Annotated in this window: 12 protein-coding genes; 8 read left to right on the top strand and 4 right to left on the bottom strand. The window is 66.7% G+C overall.

The window, feature by feature from the left end:
• Positions 1–19: 19 nt before the first annotated feature.
• From Q7514_RS19975 to purH, 4 genes are read left to right on the top strand one after another with little or no spacing between them, the layout of a single operon-like run.
• Positions 20–1,030 (top strand): DUF5336 domain-containing protein, encoded by a 1,011-nt coding sequence (locus Q7514_RS19975; RefSeq protein ID WP_330135002.1) that lies wholly within the window; start codon positions 20–22, stop codon positions 1,028–1,030.
• A 49-nt stretch (positions 1,031–1,079) separates the two neighbouring features.
• The gene (locus tag Q7514_RS19970) at positions 1,080–2,666 is read left to right on the top strand and encodes a cell division protein PerM (protein ID WP_330135001.1); all 1,587 of its coding nucleotides are present in this window, start codon (positions 1,080–1,082) and stop codon (positions 2,664–2,666) included.
• Positions 2,667–2,720: 54 nt separating this feature from the next.
• Positions 2,721–3,368 carry a phosphoribosylglycinamide formyltransferase gene (gene purN, locus Q7514_RS19965; RefSeq protein ID WP_330135031.1) on the top strand — a complete coding sequence of 216 codons (648 nt, stop codon included), beginning with the start codon at positions 2,721–2,723 and terminating at the stop codon, positions 3,366–3,368.
• A complete protein-coding gene (gene purH / locus Q7514_RS19960) occupies positions 3,355–5,040 on the top strand; it encodes a bifunctional phosphoribosylaminoimidazolecarboxamide formyltransferase/IMP cyclohydrolase (protein WP_330135000.1) in 1,686 nt (561 codons plus the stop codon). Before purN ends, purH begins: the two co-directional genes overlap by 14 nt.
• Before the next feature lie 56 nt (positions 5,041–5,096).
• On the opposite strand, the gene Q7514_RS19955 is transcribed toward purH, so the two are convergent.
• The 3 genes from Q7514_RS19955 to Q7514_RS19945 all read right to left on the bottom strand — a co-directional run bounded on the left by Q7514_RS19955 (position 5,097) and on the right by Q7514_RS19945 (position 7,193).
• Positions 5,097–5,327: a hypothetical protein gene (locus Q7514_RS19955; protein WP_330134999.1), complete on the bottom strand. Its 231-nt coding sequence runs from the start codon at positions 5,325–5,327 to the stop codon at positions 5,097–5,099.
• Positions 5,328–5,601: 274 nt separating this feature from the next.
• Positions 5,602–6,573, bottom strand: a complete 972-nt coding sequence (locus Q7514_RS19950; protein ID WP_132472196.1) for an alpha/beta hydrolase — start codon at positions 6,571–6,573, stop codon at positions 5,602–5,604.
• 38 nt (positions 6,574–6,611) lie between these two features.
• Positions 6,612–7,193: a DUF4126 domain-containing protein gene (locus Q7514_RS19945; protein WP_330134998.1), complete on the bottom strand. Its 582-nt coding sequence runs from the start codon at positions 7,191–7,193 to the stop codon at positions 6,612–6,614.
• Positions 7,194–7,292: 99 nt separating this feature from the next.
• Between Q7514_RS19945 and Q7514_RS19940 the strand changes: the two genes are divergently transcribed.
• Together Q7514_RS19940 and Q7514_RS19935 are read left to right on the top strand one after the other, a co-directional pair.
• Positions 7,293–8,678: a sigma 54-interacting transcriptional regulator gene (locus Q7514_RS19940; RefSeq protein ID WP_330134997.1), complete on the top strand. Its 1,386-nt coding sequence runs from the start codon at positions 7,293–7,295 to the stop codon at positions 8,676–8,678.
• Positions 8,678–10,612 (top strand): vWA domain-containing protein, encoded by a 1,935-nt coding sequence (locus Q7514_RS19935; protein WP_330134996.1) that lies wholly within the window; start codon positions 8,678–8,680, stop codon positions 10,610–10,612. The genes Q7514_RS19940 and Q7514_RS19935 overlap by 1 nt, the downstream gene beginning before the upstream one ends.
• Positions 10,613–10,642: 30 nt before the next feature.
• On the opposite strand, the gene Q7514_RS19930 is transcribed toward Q7514_RS19935, so the two are convergent.
• Positions 10,643–11,335, bottom strand: coding sequence for an SDR family NAD(P)-dependent oxidoreductase (locus Q7514_RS19930; RefSeq protein ID WP_330134995.1), 693 nt, complete (start codon positions 11,333–11,335; stop codon positions 10,643–10,645).
• Positions 11,336–11,470: 135 nt separating this feature from the next.
• On the opposite strand from Q7514_RS19930, the gene Q7514_RS19925 reads away from it, so the two are divergent.
• Both Q7514_RS19925 and Q7514_RS19920 read left to right on the top strand, forming a co-directional pair.
• Positions 11,471–12,370 carry a LysR substrate-binding domain-containing protein gene (locus Q7514_RS19925; protein ID WP_330134994.1) on the top strand — a complete coding sequence of 300 codons (900 nt, stop codon included), beginning with the start codon at positions 11,471–11,473 and terminating at the stop codon, positions 12,368–12,370.
• A gap of 142 nt (positions 12,371–12,512) precedes the next feature.
• The gene (locus Q7514_RS19920; protein WP_330134993.1) at positions 12,513–13,871 is read left to right on the top strand and encodes an MFS transporter; all 1,359 of its coding nucleotides are present in this window, start codon (positions 12,513–12,515) and stop codon (positions 13,869–13,871) included.
• Positions 13,872–13,922: the final 51 nt, after the last annotated feature.

Below are 13,922 nucleotides of genomic sequence, written 5' to 3'. Positions count from 1 at the left end.
GACTACTGCAGGAGGATCGATGTCATACCCCAGCGGCCCATCCGTCCAAAGCAAGGTTGTGCCGTTGCTGTTGCCGATCGGCGTGGCGGTACTCGGCATCGTGAACTTCATCGTCGGACTGGCTCCGTACGTGAGGATCACTTTCGGCTCGTTCGTGTCGTTGTCGTCGTTCGACTTCGGGTTTGCGGTCGTGCCGCTCGCGTTTCTGCTGTTCGGCGGTGGTTGCGCGGCTCTGTCGTTGCTGCCCGGCCAGGATCTGCGCGCGGCCGCGGTGGTCGCGTCGGGGGTCGGATTCGTGACATCGCTTTTCCAACTGTTCCACCTTCCCCAGGACACGGGCATCGCCTGGGGTGGCGTGACCATTCTCGTGCTGGGTCTCCTGCAGACGGCGCTCGCGGTGTTTGCGCTGCTCTTCGGGATCGGCGTGCTGGTCCCGGGGCAGCGCCCCGCCCCGCAGGGTCCCTACGGTCAGAGCTTCCCCCAGCAACCCGTCCAGCAGGGAACACCCCAGCAGGGAAGCCCTCAGCAGGGCGTTCCACAGCAGGGCGTTGCGCAACCAGGATTCCTGCAGCAGGGCCAGCAGGTTCCAGCAGGCCGGTTCGGCGCCCAGTATCCCGGCCAGCAGTTCGAAACCCAGCAGTACGGGGCCCAGCAACAGCAGTATGGGGCCCAGCAACAGCAGTACGGGGGGCAGCAGCAACCCGGTCAGATGCAGCACCCGGGGATGCAGCAGCCCTATCCGGGCCAGCAGGCCCCGTTTGCGGGACAGACATCTCAGCAGGCGCCCTACAGCGAATACCTGCAGCCGTACGCGGCGGCGCAGCGTGATGCAGAGCAGTCGCACGAGCCGGCCCAGTCTTATGAATCGGCCCAGTCGCACGAGCCGGCCCAGTCGCACGAGCCGGCGCAACCCCGGGAGTCCGAGCCCGAGCAGCCCCGCGACACCGGATCGGGCGCTGCCCCGGTTGCCGAGAACACCGGTGACGAGGCGCCGACCCAGGTGTTCCGTGCGCCCGACGACCAGCGGTGATCGGCGCGCCTGACACCGTTGGCCGACCGGCGGTGCAACCATCGAGGTGATGACTTCGACGCTAGGCCGGCCCATTCGGCACACACCTCCCGAGGACGACCGGATCGACTCGGAACGCTTCCGGATCCTGATCGCAGCGGCGGCGCGTGTCCCCGCGGTAACGATCGCCTTCGTCGCGACCGTCGTGGTGATCACGATGGTCGCGGTGAACAGCGATCTCACGGGAATCTACGCAGCGATCGCCGGTACGTGGCTCGCGTTGCACCAGGTGACGCTGACGATCGACGGCACGTCACTCGGTGTGCTGCCACTGCTGCCCACGGGGCTGATCGTGTGGCAGGCGGTGCGGGCGAGTGCCGCGGCAGTGGATTCGACCATCGAACACACCGAACAGAACCTGACGTTGCACGACGCTGCACGGATCGTCGTCGCGACCATCGCGGGACCCACGCTCGTCACCGTGATCGCTCTCGTCGTGATGCAGGATGCCGCGAGTGTGCTCCCGGTGGCGCCACCCAACGCGGCTGCCGCACTCGCCTGGGTGACGGGTCTGTACCTACTGGCTGCCGTGCTGGGGATCGGTGCGCGGACATGGCGCGTGGGTTGCCAGCGGTACGACATTCCCGAATGGCTGATTCTGTCGGTGCGTCCGGCTGTGCGAGCGCTGCTCGGCATGTTCGCGATGGGCGGTGTCCTCACCCTGGTGGGCATGGCGTTGTCGTGGACCACAATGGGCGACCTGCTCGAGCGCGGTGGAGGAATCGTCGGTGTCCTCGGGCTGACAGTGCTGTCGATTCTCTATCTCCCCAACGTCTTCCTCGGCGCCTCGTCGATCCTTGCCGGTAGCACCGTGCAGTTCGGCGACGTCCGACTGAGCCTGTTCGAGGCGAGCGGCGGCGATCTGCCGGCGCTCCCCGTCCTCGCCGCGATTCCCGCCGGTCCCGTAGCTGCGTTCTGGCCGGTGATGCTGGCCGTTCCCGCGACTGTCGGCGCGCTCGCGGGTAGGTTCGTCGCGCACCGCGTCCTGCAGGCGCAGGCCGACGGTGTGCCGGTGCGCAGCGCCGACGCGTCGTTGACGCTTCTCGCGGCGGCCGCGCAGACCGGCCTCGCGATCGCGTTGCTGGCCTGGGCCGCAGGCGGCCCGCTCGGGATATTCGGGATCGTGGGCAGCAATTGGTGGCTCACGGGTGTTCTGGTCTTCGCGTGGGTCGGGCTGCTCGGCCTGATCACCGCGCAGTTGCTGATGTGGCGCGAGGGCAAGCTCGCTGCGGCAGAGGCCGTCGCGGACGAGTACGACGACCATGGCGCCGGGTACGACGACGACCCCGACGACCTCGACCCCGACGATGACGACGTCGACGACGAGATCAAGGCGATCGAGGGGCCCGAGGCGGACTCTGCCGATGACGGGGAAGACACCGAAGACCTCGAAGACACCGAAGACACCGAAGACGAGGACGCTGGCGAAGACGTAGATGCCGACGACGACCCCAACGTGATCGAGGCCGAAGTCGTCGACCTGGAAGACGAGGAGACGGCCGCAGGCGAGGCGGATACCGACGAATCTGTTGCTGGGACGACGTCCGGCACCGTAGACAGGGAGGTCGAAGAAAAGCGCGAGAAGGACGGCGACTAGTGTCTGAGGCGGCCGCCTCACCGGCCTGCCCCCTCGAGTTCCAGGAGTAGAGCGCTGACTGCCTCGCGTGACCAGCTGCCGCCCACCGCACCCGCGCGGATCGTCGTGCTCGCTTCGGGCGCGGGAAGTCTGCTGTATTCGCTCCTCGACGCGGCCCGCACCGACGGGTATCCCGCGCAGATCGTCGCAGTCGGCGTCGACCGCGTGTGCGCCGCGCAGGAGCACGCCGACGTCGCAGGGGTTTCGCAGTTCAAGGTTGCGCTGCGCGACTACGCCGACCGCGGTGAGTGGGATCGCGCCCTCACCGAGGCCGTCGCGAAACACGAACCCGACCTCATTGTCACCGCAGGGTTCATGAAGATCCTCGGTACCGCGTTCCTCGAGCGATTCGGTGGGCGAATCATCAACACGCACCCCGCTCTGCTGCCGTCGTTCCCCGGTGCGCACGCTGTACCCGACGCGCTGGCGTACGGCGTGAAGGTCACCGGTTCGACCGTGCACCTCGTCGACGGTGGGGTCGACACCGGGCCGATTCTTGCGCAGGAACCCGTGCCGGTCCTCGACGACGACGACGAGGCTGCCCTGCACGAACGCATCAAGGTTGTGGAACGACGCTTGCTGGTCGACGTTGTCGCCGCCGTCGCGACCCGTGGAGTTGTATCCGATGGACGAAAGGCCGTGATCCCCAGTGACCGAACGTAAGACTGTGCGCCGCGCACTGGTCAGCGTCTACGACAAGAGCGGACTGGTCGAGCTGGCGAGTGGCCTGCACGACGCGGGCGTCGAACTGGTGTCCACCGGCTCTACCGCCGCGACGATCGCCGGAGCAGGCGTGCCCGTGACGCGCGTCGAGGAACTCACCGGTTTCCCCGAATGCCTCGAAGGTCGCGTCAAGACGCTGCACCCGCGAGTGCATGCCGGCATCCTCGCCGATACTCGCAAGCAGGACCACCTCGACCAGATCGCCGATCTCGGTATCGAGGCGTTCGAGCTGGTGATCGTCAACCTGTACCCGTTCACGCAGACCGTGGCCTCGGGCGCGACTCCCGATGAGTGCGTAGAGCAGATCGACATCGGCGGTCCGTCGATGGTGCGTGCCGCTGCGAAGAACCACCCGTCGGTCGCGGTGGTCGTCGACCCCGCCGCCTACGGTGGCGTCCTCGAGTCCGTCAATGGTGGCGGATTCACGCTGGCGCAGCGCAAGCGTCTTGCGGCCCAGGCCTTCCAGCACACCGCCGCATACGACGTCGCGGTCGCGAGCTGGATGAACAGCGGCTATGCAGCCGAGGCGGGGGCGAGCGAAGCGACGGGGGATGTCACGGGGGCGAGCGAAGCGACGGGTGATGTAGCGGGGGCGAGCGAAGCGACGGGTGATGTAGCGGGGGCGAGCGAAGCGACGGGGGAAGTAGCAGGGGGAGAGCAGTCGCAGTTCCCGGCATGGGCCGGCGCGACGTGGACCCGCGCGAATGTCCTGCGGTACGGCGAGAACCCGCACCAGGCCGCTGCCCTGTACGTCTCCGAAGACGGCGAGCCCGGACTGGCGCAGGCCGAACAGTTCCACGGCAAGGAAATGTCGTACAACAACTACCAGGACGCCGACGCTGCGTGGCGCGCTGCGCACGACCACAGCGAGCCGTGCGTCGCAATCATCAAGCACGCCAATCCGTGTGGCATCGCGATCGCCGACGACATCGCCGCAGCGCACCGCAATGCCCACGAGTGCGATCCGGTGTCGGCGTTCGGTGGTGTGATCGCCGCGAACCGCGAGGTGAGCGTGAAGATGGCCGAGCAGGTCGCCGAGATCTTCACCGAGGTCATCATCGCCCCGTCGTACGCCGACGGTGCCGTCGAAGTGCTCTCCCGTAAGAAGAACATCCGCATCCTGCGCGCGGACTCACCGAAGTCGGCGCAGATCGAGATGCGTCAGATCTCCGGTGGTCTGCTTCTGCAGGAGCGCGACGAGATCACGGCCGAGGGAGATTCGCCCGCCAACTGGCAGCTCGCGTGCGGTGACCCCGCGGACGAGGCGACTCTGCGCGATCTCGAGTTCGCGTGGCGCACGGTGCGTGCCGTGAAGTCGAACGCGATCCTGCTGGTGTCAGGTGGCGCGACCATCGGTGTCGGCATGGGCCAGGTCAACCGGGTCGATTCGTCGCGGCTCGCGGTGACCCGCGCCGGCGACCGTGTCGTCGGTTCCGTTGCGGCGTCCGACGCGTTCTTCCCGTTCGCCGACGGCCTGCAGGTTCTGACCGAGGCGGGCGTCAAGGCCGTGGTGCAGCCGGGTGGATCGGTGCGCGACAACGAGGTCATCGACGCTGCTCGCGAGGCCGGCATCACGCTGTACCTGACGGGTGCGCGGCACTTCGCGCACTGATCCCGAGCGGAGCGAGTCTTCTCGCAGGGCTACCGCCCACTCGCAGTTGCTGCTGTTCAGGCGGCTTGCGGGTGGGCGGTGCGCTGTGCGGGGGCGTCGAGGACGCCGCGGTCGTCGGCGATGACCAGGCGGGCAGCGCCGCGGTCGAGCAGCTTGCGGATGAGGACGGCCGCTTCGGCGCCCTTCTCGGCGTCGACGTGGCTGAGGTCGATCGTGATGGCGTGGCCGGTCAGATCGTCGGGCAGATCCTTCGGGATCTCGCCCGTAGGGGTGAGTCGGAATTTCATAGTGTTCTCCTGTCGGAAGGGAAAGAAAAAGGCACCCGGGGCGATGTGCCCGGGTGCCCGAGAGGCGAGTCGTCGAGGACTCTATTCTCGGGGTTGCCGCGGGGCTACGTGGGAGTGGAAGAACGCGAACGGTACGGAGCGGCGCTTACAGAACTGATACTGAATACGCATCGGACCGTACCTTTCTTGTGTGCTCCAGCGGGTTAACGGAAGACAATACACTATCGACGCGAAAGCGACATCTGAGATTTCGCGCCGGACGCATTGATGCAGGTCAGAGGGATCCGACCCACTTCTGGAAACCGGAAGTGAACTCTTGGGAGTACGGCAGGTCGGCGACGTAGTCGGAACCGGTGGACTGCTGGTCGCCGACGTCCTTGAGAACGTGGTTGGTGCGCTGCATGCGCAGCGAGGTCAGCCGGGTGTGCACCAGCGCGGAGTCGAGCGAGTCGACGTCCTCGATGCGGACCTGGATGTCCTTCGACGAGACGGTCGTGAGGACCGGAAGGTTGCCGTCGACCTGCGCGGCCAGCATTCGCGGATCGAGTGCGTCCTCTTCGGCGAGTGCCTTGGCGTTGGCCGAGACGAGCCCCGCGTTGCGCAGCGGCTCGGGAAGGTTGTCGCTCAGTGTGCCGTCGGCGCGCAGTGACTCGACCGCACCCGCCAGCGCGACACGCAGTTCGTCGGCGATCTGTACAGGCAGTTGCCGCGCGGACACCACGGCGTCGAGTTGGGCGTCGATCTGGGCGGTGAGCAGATCCAGCAGGCGCACAGCCAGCGGCTCGATCAAGCCGAGGCCCTTGATGTCGTGTTCGGTTCGGGCGCTGTCCTGCGCGAGCGACAGCGCGATCAGTGCGCCCTCACTGTGCCCGACGACGTACATCCGCGATGCGTCCACGCCGCGTTGCTTCGCGAGGAAGGCCAGCGCGTCGGAGGCGGCATCGATGAACGTCGAGAATCCGAGATCGGCGACGTCCTCGACATCATAGGGGCCCAGGCCCGTGGTGCCGCTGCCGAGCTTGTCGTAGCGCAGGCTCGCGAAACCGTTGTCTTCGAGGACGTCGGCGAGGTGCCGGAGGGTGCCGATGTTTCCCGGCAGCAGGGCACTGTCGCCGTTGCGATCGGTGGGTCCGCTGCCTGCGAGTAACAGCACCGCCGGTACCGCTCCCTTGATCGAGACGGGGATGCGCATGCTGCCGTGCAGGGTCACATCGCCGCTGGAAAAGGTGATCTCGGTGTCCGACATGTCATTTGTCTATCAGAAGGACCGGACCTTGCGGACACTCAGGCCGTTCCCGCGCGGCGGGCGCGTCGCATCCGGGCATATCCCTTGAACCCGAGCCAGCCGAACAAGATCAACAGAGGGATCACCAGCAGCGGCACGACCAGCGCGATCAGCGACGTCACGAACGACGCGGTGCTGTCGATCACCGACAGCACGGGGTTGCCGACGCCCGCGGTTGTGGCGGTACTCACGGCGCGGGTTCCGGTCTGCGCGGTACTCACCGCGAGCGCGGTGGGCGCGCCCACCACGATCCCGGCGATCGCCGCCCACGCCGGATCGAGCTCGCTGAACGCTGCCCACGCCACCAGCGCACCCGCGATCGGACGGGCGACCGTACCGACCAGAGACAACGCATTGTCGACGAGCGGGATCAGATCGGCGAGCACCTCCGCGACCGTGGCGATCGCCAACGCGATGAGCGCCGCCGTGGAACCGACCCACTGCATCGAGTCACCCACGACGATTCCGAACAATTCGAAGTGCACGGCCGCGCTCAACATCAGCAGCGGGAGGAACGTGCGCAACCCGGTCGCAGCGGCCAGGCCGAGCCCGAGCAGCACCGCCAGGAGCCAGGTGTCCATGAGCGGAAGTGTATGCGCGGCGCTCCACGTTGCCGTCCATTCACCCGTCCGATTCGCGAGCGGGTGCCGAAACGTCGCGACAGTCGTACCTTTGGTGGGGTGACGTCACCTTCTTCCCGCCCGTCCACTCTCGGTGCTCTGCGCGCGTCCGGACACGTGCAGCGTTCCGTCAAGGACGAGATCAGACAGAATCTGCTCACCGCCCTGCGCGACGGCACCGATCCGTGGCCAGGAATCGTCGGATTCGACGAGACGGTGGTCCCGCAGCTCGAGCGGGCGCTGCTCGCCGGCCACGACGTGGTGCTGCTCGGTGAACGAGGCCAGGGCAAGACCCGCCTGCTGCGCACCCTGCCGCTGCTCCTCGACGAATGGACACCCGTGATCGCCGGGTCGGAACTGGGCGAACACCCGTACGAGCCGATCACACCCGCGTCGATCCGGCGCGCGGCCGAACTCGGCGACGACCTGCCCGTCGCGTGGCGGCACCGCAGCGAGCGTTACGCGGAGAAGTTGGCCACCCCGGACACATCCGTCGCCGACCTCGTGGGCGACGTCGACCCGGTCAAGGTCGCGGAGGGGCGTAGTCTCGGCGACCCCGAGACCATCCATTTCGGTCTCGTGCCGCGGTCGCACCGCGGTATCGTCGCCGTCAACGAGCTTCCCGACCTCGCCGAACGCATCCAGGTGTCGCTGCTGAACGTCATGGAGGAACGCGACATCCAAGTGCGCGGATACACCATCAGGCTGCCGCTGGACGTGCTGCTCGTCGCGAGCGCCAACCCTGAGGACTACACGAACCGCGGACGCATCATCACCCCGCTCAAAGATCGCTTCGGCGCGGAGATCCGTACGCACTACCCGATGGAACTCGACGACGAGATCGCGGTGATCCGGCAGGAGGCCGAATTGCAGTCCCGTGTTCCCGGTTTCCTGCTCGAGATCCTTGCGCGCTTCACCAGGCTGCTGCGCGAGTCGACTTCGGTCGACCAACGGTCCGGTGTCTCGGCACGGTTCGCGGTCGCGGGGGCCGAGACCGTCGCCGCTTCGGCCGTGCGCCGCGGTGCGGTGCTGGGGGAGGACGATCCGGTGGCGCGTCCGGTCGATCTCGGCACCGTCGTCGAAGTATTGCGCGGCAAGGTCGAATTCGAGTCCGGTGAGGAGGGGCGAGAATTCGAGGTCCTCGACCACCTGCTGCGGCGCGCGACCGCAGAGACCGCCCGTGCTCGCCTGGCCGGCATCGACCTCGCCCCGCTCGTCGCGGCCGTCGAACAGGGCGATCCTGTGGTCACGGGGGAGCGGATCACCGCGAAAGTGCTGCTCGACGAACTTCCCGAATTGCCCGTGCTCGACGACATCGCCGACCGCCTCGGCGCGAGCGATCCCGGTACCCGCGCCTCAGCGATCGAGTTCGCACTCGAGGGGCTCTACCTGGCGCGGCGCATCTCCAAGGATACTGGCGACGACGGCGCGGCGGTGTATTCCTGATGAGCAGGGCAGCTCGATACGGTCCCTATCACGGAGGTGATCCGCTCGCCCCGCCGGTGGACCTGCGGGATGCCCTCGCGTCGATCGGCGACGACGTCCTCGCGGGCAGTTCGCCGCGGCAGGCGTTGCGCGAGCTGCTCCGGCGCGGGCAGGGCAACATGCGAGGACTGGACAAGCTTGCGGCGCAGGCGAACCGGCGTAAGCGTGAGCTGCTCGATCGCACCAACCTCGACGGCACCCTGCGGGAGGTGCGCGAACTGCTCGACAAGGCCGTCCTCGAAGAACGGAAGACGCTCGCGCGGGCACTCGACGACGACGCGCGCTTCTCGGAGATGCGCATGGAGGAACTCCCGAGTTCCACGGCGCAGGCGGTGCAGGAACTGGCCGACTACGACTGGCGGAGCTCCCGAGCGCGCGAGGACTACGAGAAGATCCGCGACCTCCTGGGCCGGGAGATGCTCGACCAGCGGTTCGCGGGCATGAAGCAGGCGCTCGAAGGCGCGACCGACGAAGACCGGCAGCGCATCGCCGAGATGCTCTCGGATCTCAACGATCTACTCGACAAGCACTCCCGCGGTGAGGACACCCCGGAAGACTTCGAGCAGTTCATGGCCGAGCACGGCGACTTCTTCCCGGAGAATCCGCAGAACGTCGAGGAACTGCTCGACTCCCTCGCGCAGCGTGCCGCGGCGGCGCAGCGCCTGCGCAATTCGCTGACGCAGGAACAGCGCGACGAACTCGATGCGCTGGCCCAGCAGGCATTCGGCTCCCCGGACCTCATGCAGCAACTCGACCGGCTCGACGGCAATCTGCGCTCGGCCCGTCCCGGCGAGGACTGGACCGGTTCCCAGCGGTTCCGCGGCGACGAGGGGATGGGGCTCGGGGAGGGTACCGGAGCGCTGCAGGAGATCTCCGAACTCGACCAGCTCGCCGAGCAGCTGTCGCAGCAGTACGCGGGTGCGTCGCTCGACGACGTCGATCTCGATGCCCTCGAACGTCATCTCGGTCCGGAGGCCGCCGCCGATGCGCGGACTCTCGCCGAACTCGAGAAGGAACTGCAGAAGCAGGGGTTCTTCGATCGTGGTGCCGATGGGCAGTGGCGTCTGTCGCCGAAGGCCATGCGGCAACTCGGGCAGCACGCGCTGCGCGATGTGATGAACCGGATCTCGTCGCGGGGCGGGCAGCGCGAGACGCGGCGCGCGGGGGCGATGGGGGAACCGACCGGAGCGGCCCGGCAGTGGGAGTTCGGCGACACCGAACCGTGGGATGTCGTGCGCACATTGACCAATGCGACGCTGCGCGATCCCGGTGTGCCCGTGCGGATGGCGGTGTCGGACGTCGAAGTGGTCGAGACGGAACAGCGTGCGCAGGCTGCGGTCGCACTTCTCGTCGACACCTCGTTCTCGATGGTCATGGACGGGCGGTGGGTGCCGATGAAACGCACCGCGCTCGCATTGAATCACCTCGTGTCCACCCGATTCCGCGGTGATGCGCTGCAGCTCATCGCGTTCGGCCGGCACGCACGTGTGGTCACTGCCCCTGAACTCGCTGGATTGGACGGTGTCTACGAGCAGGGCACCAACCTCCACCACGCGCTGTTGCTCGCCGGCAGACATCTACGACGTCATCCGAACGCGCAGCCGGTGGTGCTCGTCGTCACCGACGGGGAACCGACCGCACATCTGGAATCGGACGGGTACGCGGCATTCGACTACCCGCCCAGTGCACGGACTCTCGGGCTGACCGTGCGCGAACTCGACCATCTCGCGAAGATCGATGCGCAGGTGACGATCTTCCGGCTCGGCGACGATCCCGGGCTCGCGCGGATCGTCGACAGGATGGCACGCCGTGTGGGTGGTCGTGTGGTCGCGCCGGACCTCGACGGTCTCGGTGCCGCTGTGGTGGGCAATTACGTGCGGATGCGGCGTCGCTGACCTCGCGCTGGTACCGGCACGACGGTTGTGTCAGTACGACGCACGCCCACCGCTCGCGTCGTACACGGCGCCGGTGGAGTAGCTCAACGCGTCCGAAGACAGCCACGCGACGAGTTCCGCTATCTCCTCCGGGCGGCCCATCCGGCTCATCGGAGTCAGGCTCTGTGAACGGGCGAGGATCGCCGGGTCTGTGTCGGCATTCATGGGGCTTTCCACGGCCGCCGGGGCGACGACATTGGCGAGCACGCCCGTCGTGGCGATCTCCTTGCCGAGTGATTTGGTCAATGCGATCACGGCGGCCTTCGACGCCGAATATGCGCTCTGGGTGGGGTTTCCGTCCTTCGCCGCGATGCTCGCCAGGTTCACGATGCGTCCCCACCCGGACTCGATCATGCCGGGGGTGAACGCGCGGCACATCAGGAAGGTGCCGTCGACGTTGACGCGGAAGGTGCGTTGCCAGTCGGCGAAGTCGACGTCGGTCACGGGTGCGGACGGTCCCACGATGCCGGCGCTGTTGACGAGGATGTCCACCTTGCCCACGCGCGTTCGCAGCCGGTCGACGGAATCGGGGTCGGTGACGTCGAGATAGTCGTCGGCGCCGGGGGCGATGTCGGCGGTGGTGACCCGCACGCCGGCATCAACGAGGCGTTTCGCGCACGCTGCGCCGATTCCGCTGGCACCTCCGGTGACGAGTGCGGTCGCGCGTGTGGGATAGGTGATCATCGGAGGTCTCCTCGGGGATCTATGTACGAACCGAGCACAAGCTATGTACAAAATCGACATAATTTATGTCACTGTTGTGTGCGAGATCAATATACGGCCGCGGAGTCGGGCGTCAATCCCTCGAGGAGGTAATCGGTGGAAATTCGCTGGATACAAGCGTTCGTGGCGGTCGCCGAGGAACTGCACTTCGGCCGGGCCGCCCAACGGTTGCAGATGGCGCAGTCGCCCCTGAGCCAGACGGTGCGCAAACTCGAGAAGGATCTCGGCGTCACTCTGTTCGAACGCAACACCCGCAGTGTCGCGCTCACTGCGGGCGGGCACGCCTTTCTGCCGCACGCCTACCAGATTCTCGAAAATGTCGAGACGGCCAGGCAGGCCGCCCGCGCCTCGGAAGGGCGCGTCTACGGCCGGATCCGGATCGGGTTCACCGGTGTGTTGAACCATCTGGCGTTACCGCCGCTCACCCGTGCGCTACGTCAGCGCTACCCGGACATCGAACTGACCCTGGTCGGTCGAATCATGACGCGTGATGCGGTGGATCAACTGGAAAGCGGCGCACTCGATCTGGCCTTCGTGGGGCTTCCTGTGCAGTCTGTGAGCGTCGCGACGCGGCTGATCCGTCGCGAACCGTTCGGGGCGGTGCTGCCGACCGACCATCCACTCGCCGGCGAATCGGAGATCGACCTCCGCGATCTCGCCGACGACGGGTTCATCACCACGCCGATCTCCGCGGGATCGTCGTTGCAGGAGGTGGCGATGCGCGCCTGCCTGGACGCGGGCTTCCGGCCACGCATCGTGCAGGAGATCACCGACCCGTACATGATCCTGCTGCTCGTCTCGACCGGAGTCGGTGTCGCGCTCATGACCTCGGGAATCGCACCGATCGCCCCGCCCGGCACCGTGTTCGTGCCCCTTGCCGGGGAGCCTGTCTACATGCAGCACGGACTCGGGTGGTCGCGCAAGCGGATCTCGCCGGCACTACAGGTAGCGCTCGATCTCGCCGAGGAGATCCTGCCCGGGCCTATTGAGACGTAATCGGTCTTTTTCAAAGACTTTTTCAGTGTTGGACGCGAAATAGTGCTGCGTGTCACTCTCGTTTCGTTCCGGCGAGTATGAGGGCCGTCTTCTCGGAAGAGCCCTCGGAGTTCGTCGGATTCTGGGACGAAAGGAACATCAGATGACGAACAGCCACGCGGCCGCCCCCGGTACGGGCAGCACCGCGAACGCCCGCCGGGCGGCGATCTCCGGCTTCCTCGGAAGCACACTCGAGTACTACGACTTCTTCATCTACGGCTCTGCCGCGGCCCTGGTCTTCGGCCACATATTCTTCCCCGGCGGCGGCGCGACCGCGACTCTTCTGTCGATCAGTACCCTGGGCGTCGCGTATGTGGCGCGTCCGCTCGGCGCGGTGCTGTGGGGACATTGGGGCGACAAATTCGGCCGGCGCAACGCGCTTCTGGCTTGTTTGCTCATGATGGGGATCTCGACGTTCATCATCGGTTGCCTGCCCACCTACGACCAGATCGGTATGGCCGCACCCGTGATCCTGGTGCTGCTCCGTTTGTTGCAGGGATTGTCCGCCGGCGGTGAATCGCCTGGGTCGTCATCGCTCACCCTCGAGCACTCTCCGGAGCGCCGTCGCGCGTTCTTCACGTCGTTCACCATGAGCGGCATCATGTTCGGAATCGTCGTGTCGAGCCTGGTCTTCATTCCGGTGGCGTCGCTGCCTGATGACGCCCTGTACTCGTGGGGTTGGCGGGTCCCGTTCTGGCTGAGCATCGTTGTGACGGTCGTTGCCGTGTGGCTGCGTCGCAAGCTCGACGAGCCCGAGGTGTTCGAGGAAATGCAGGAGAACGGCGAGACGGCGTCGCTGCCGGTCGTCGAGATGTTCCGCTCGCATTGGCGCACGGTGATCCGCGTCAGCCTGTCGTCCAGCTTCGCGATGATCAACACCATCGTCAACGTTTTCGCCCTCGCGTACGCAGTCGATGTGCAGGGCATGGAACGGTCTTCGATGCTGTGGGCGATCGCCGCCGCCAACTTCGTCGCGGTGCTCACTCAACCGCTCTTCGGGATCCTCGCCGACCGCATCGGACGCAAGCCGGTGTTCGTGTTCGGCGCGATCGGATCGGGCGGCATGGTGTTCGTGTTCTTCCATGCGATCAGCACCGGCAGCACGCCGATGGTCTTCGCCAGCGGCATCATCATGATCGGTTTCTTCTACGCGATGCCCAACGGCATCTACCCGGCCTACTTCCCGGAGCAGTTCCCCGCGAAGGTGCGTTACACCGGCATGGCCGTGAGCCTGATGCTCGGTCTGCTGGTCGCCGGATTCACCCCCGCGATCGCACAGGTCATCTCGTCCGGTGACGTCGCCAACTGGGCCCCCGTCGCGTGGATGTGCTTGGGCTTCGCAGTCCTGTCCGCGGGCGCTGCGCTGACCGGTCCCGAAACCTACCGCACCCCCACCGAGGAACTCGGCGGATCGAGCCCTACCTCACCGGCGAAACTCGAGAAGAGCTTCGCCGACGCCTGACCGATCGCCCTCACCGAGGTGCTCCCCGTGAGCGCCGAAGCACACCACCCC

The organism is Rhodococcus artemisiae (assembly GCF_036327795.1).
In the GTDB taxonomy this organism is placed as follows: domain Bacteria; phylum Actinomycetota; class Actinomycetes; order Mycobacteriales; family Mycobacteriaceae; genus Rhodococcus; species Rhodococcus artemisiae.
This window is presented reverse-complemented; position numbering and strand designations above follow the sequence as displayed.

What these genes read in the sequence shown, in the direction of transcription:
- Q7514_RS19950 (WP_132472196.1), bottom strand. Translation starts at nt 6,573, where the DNA reads ATGTCGGACACCGAGATCACCTTTTCCAGCGGCGATGTGACCCTGCAC.
- Q7514_RS19955 (WP_330134999.1), bottom strand. Translation starts at nt 5,327, where the DNA reads ATGAAATTCCGACTCACCCCTACGGGCGAGATCCCGAAGGATCTGCCC.
- Q7514_RS19970 (WP_330135001.1), top strand. Translation starts at nt 1,080, where the DNA reads ATGACTTCGACGCTAGGCCGGCCCATTCGGCACACACCTCCCGAGGAC.
- Q7514_RS19920 (WP_330134993.1), top strand. Translation starts at nt 12,513, where the DNA reads ATGACGAACAGCCACGCGGCCGCCCCCGGTACGGGCAGCACCGCGAAC.
- Q7514_RS19975 (WP_330135002.1), top strand. Translation starts at nt 20, where the DNA reads ATGTCATACCCCAGCGGCCCATCCGTCCAAAGCAAGGTTGTGCCGTTG.
- Q7514_RS19930 (WP_330134995.1), bottom strand. Translation starts at nt 11,335, where the DNA reads ATGATCACCTATCCCACACGCGCGACCGCACTCGTCACCGGAGGTGCC.
- Q7514_RS19945 (WP_330134998.1), bottom strand. Translation starts at nt 7,193, where the DNA reads ATGGACACCTGGCTCCTGGCGGTGCTGCTCGGGCTCGGCCTGGCCGCT.
- Q7514_RS19935 (WP_330134996.1), top strand. Translation starts at nt 8,678, where the DNA reads ATGAGCAGGGCAGCTCGATACGGTCCCTATCACGGAGGTGATCCGCTC.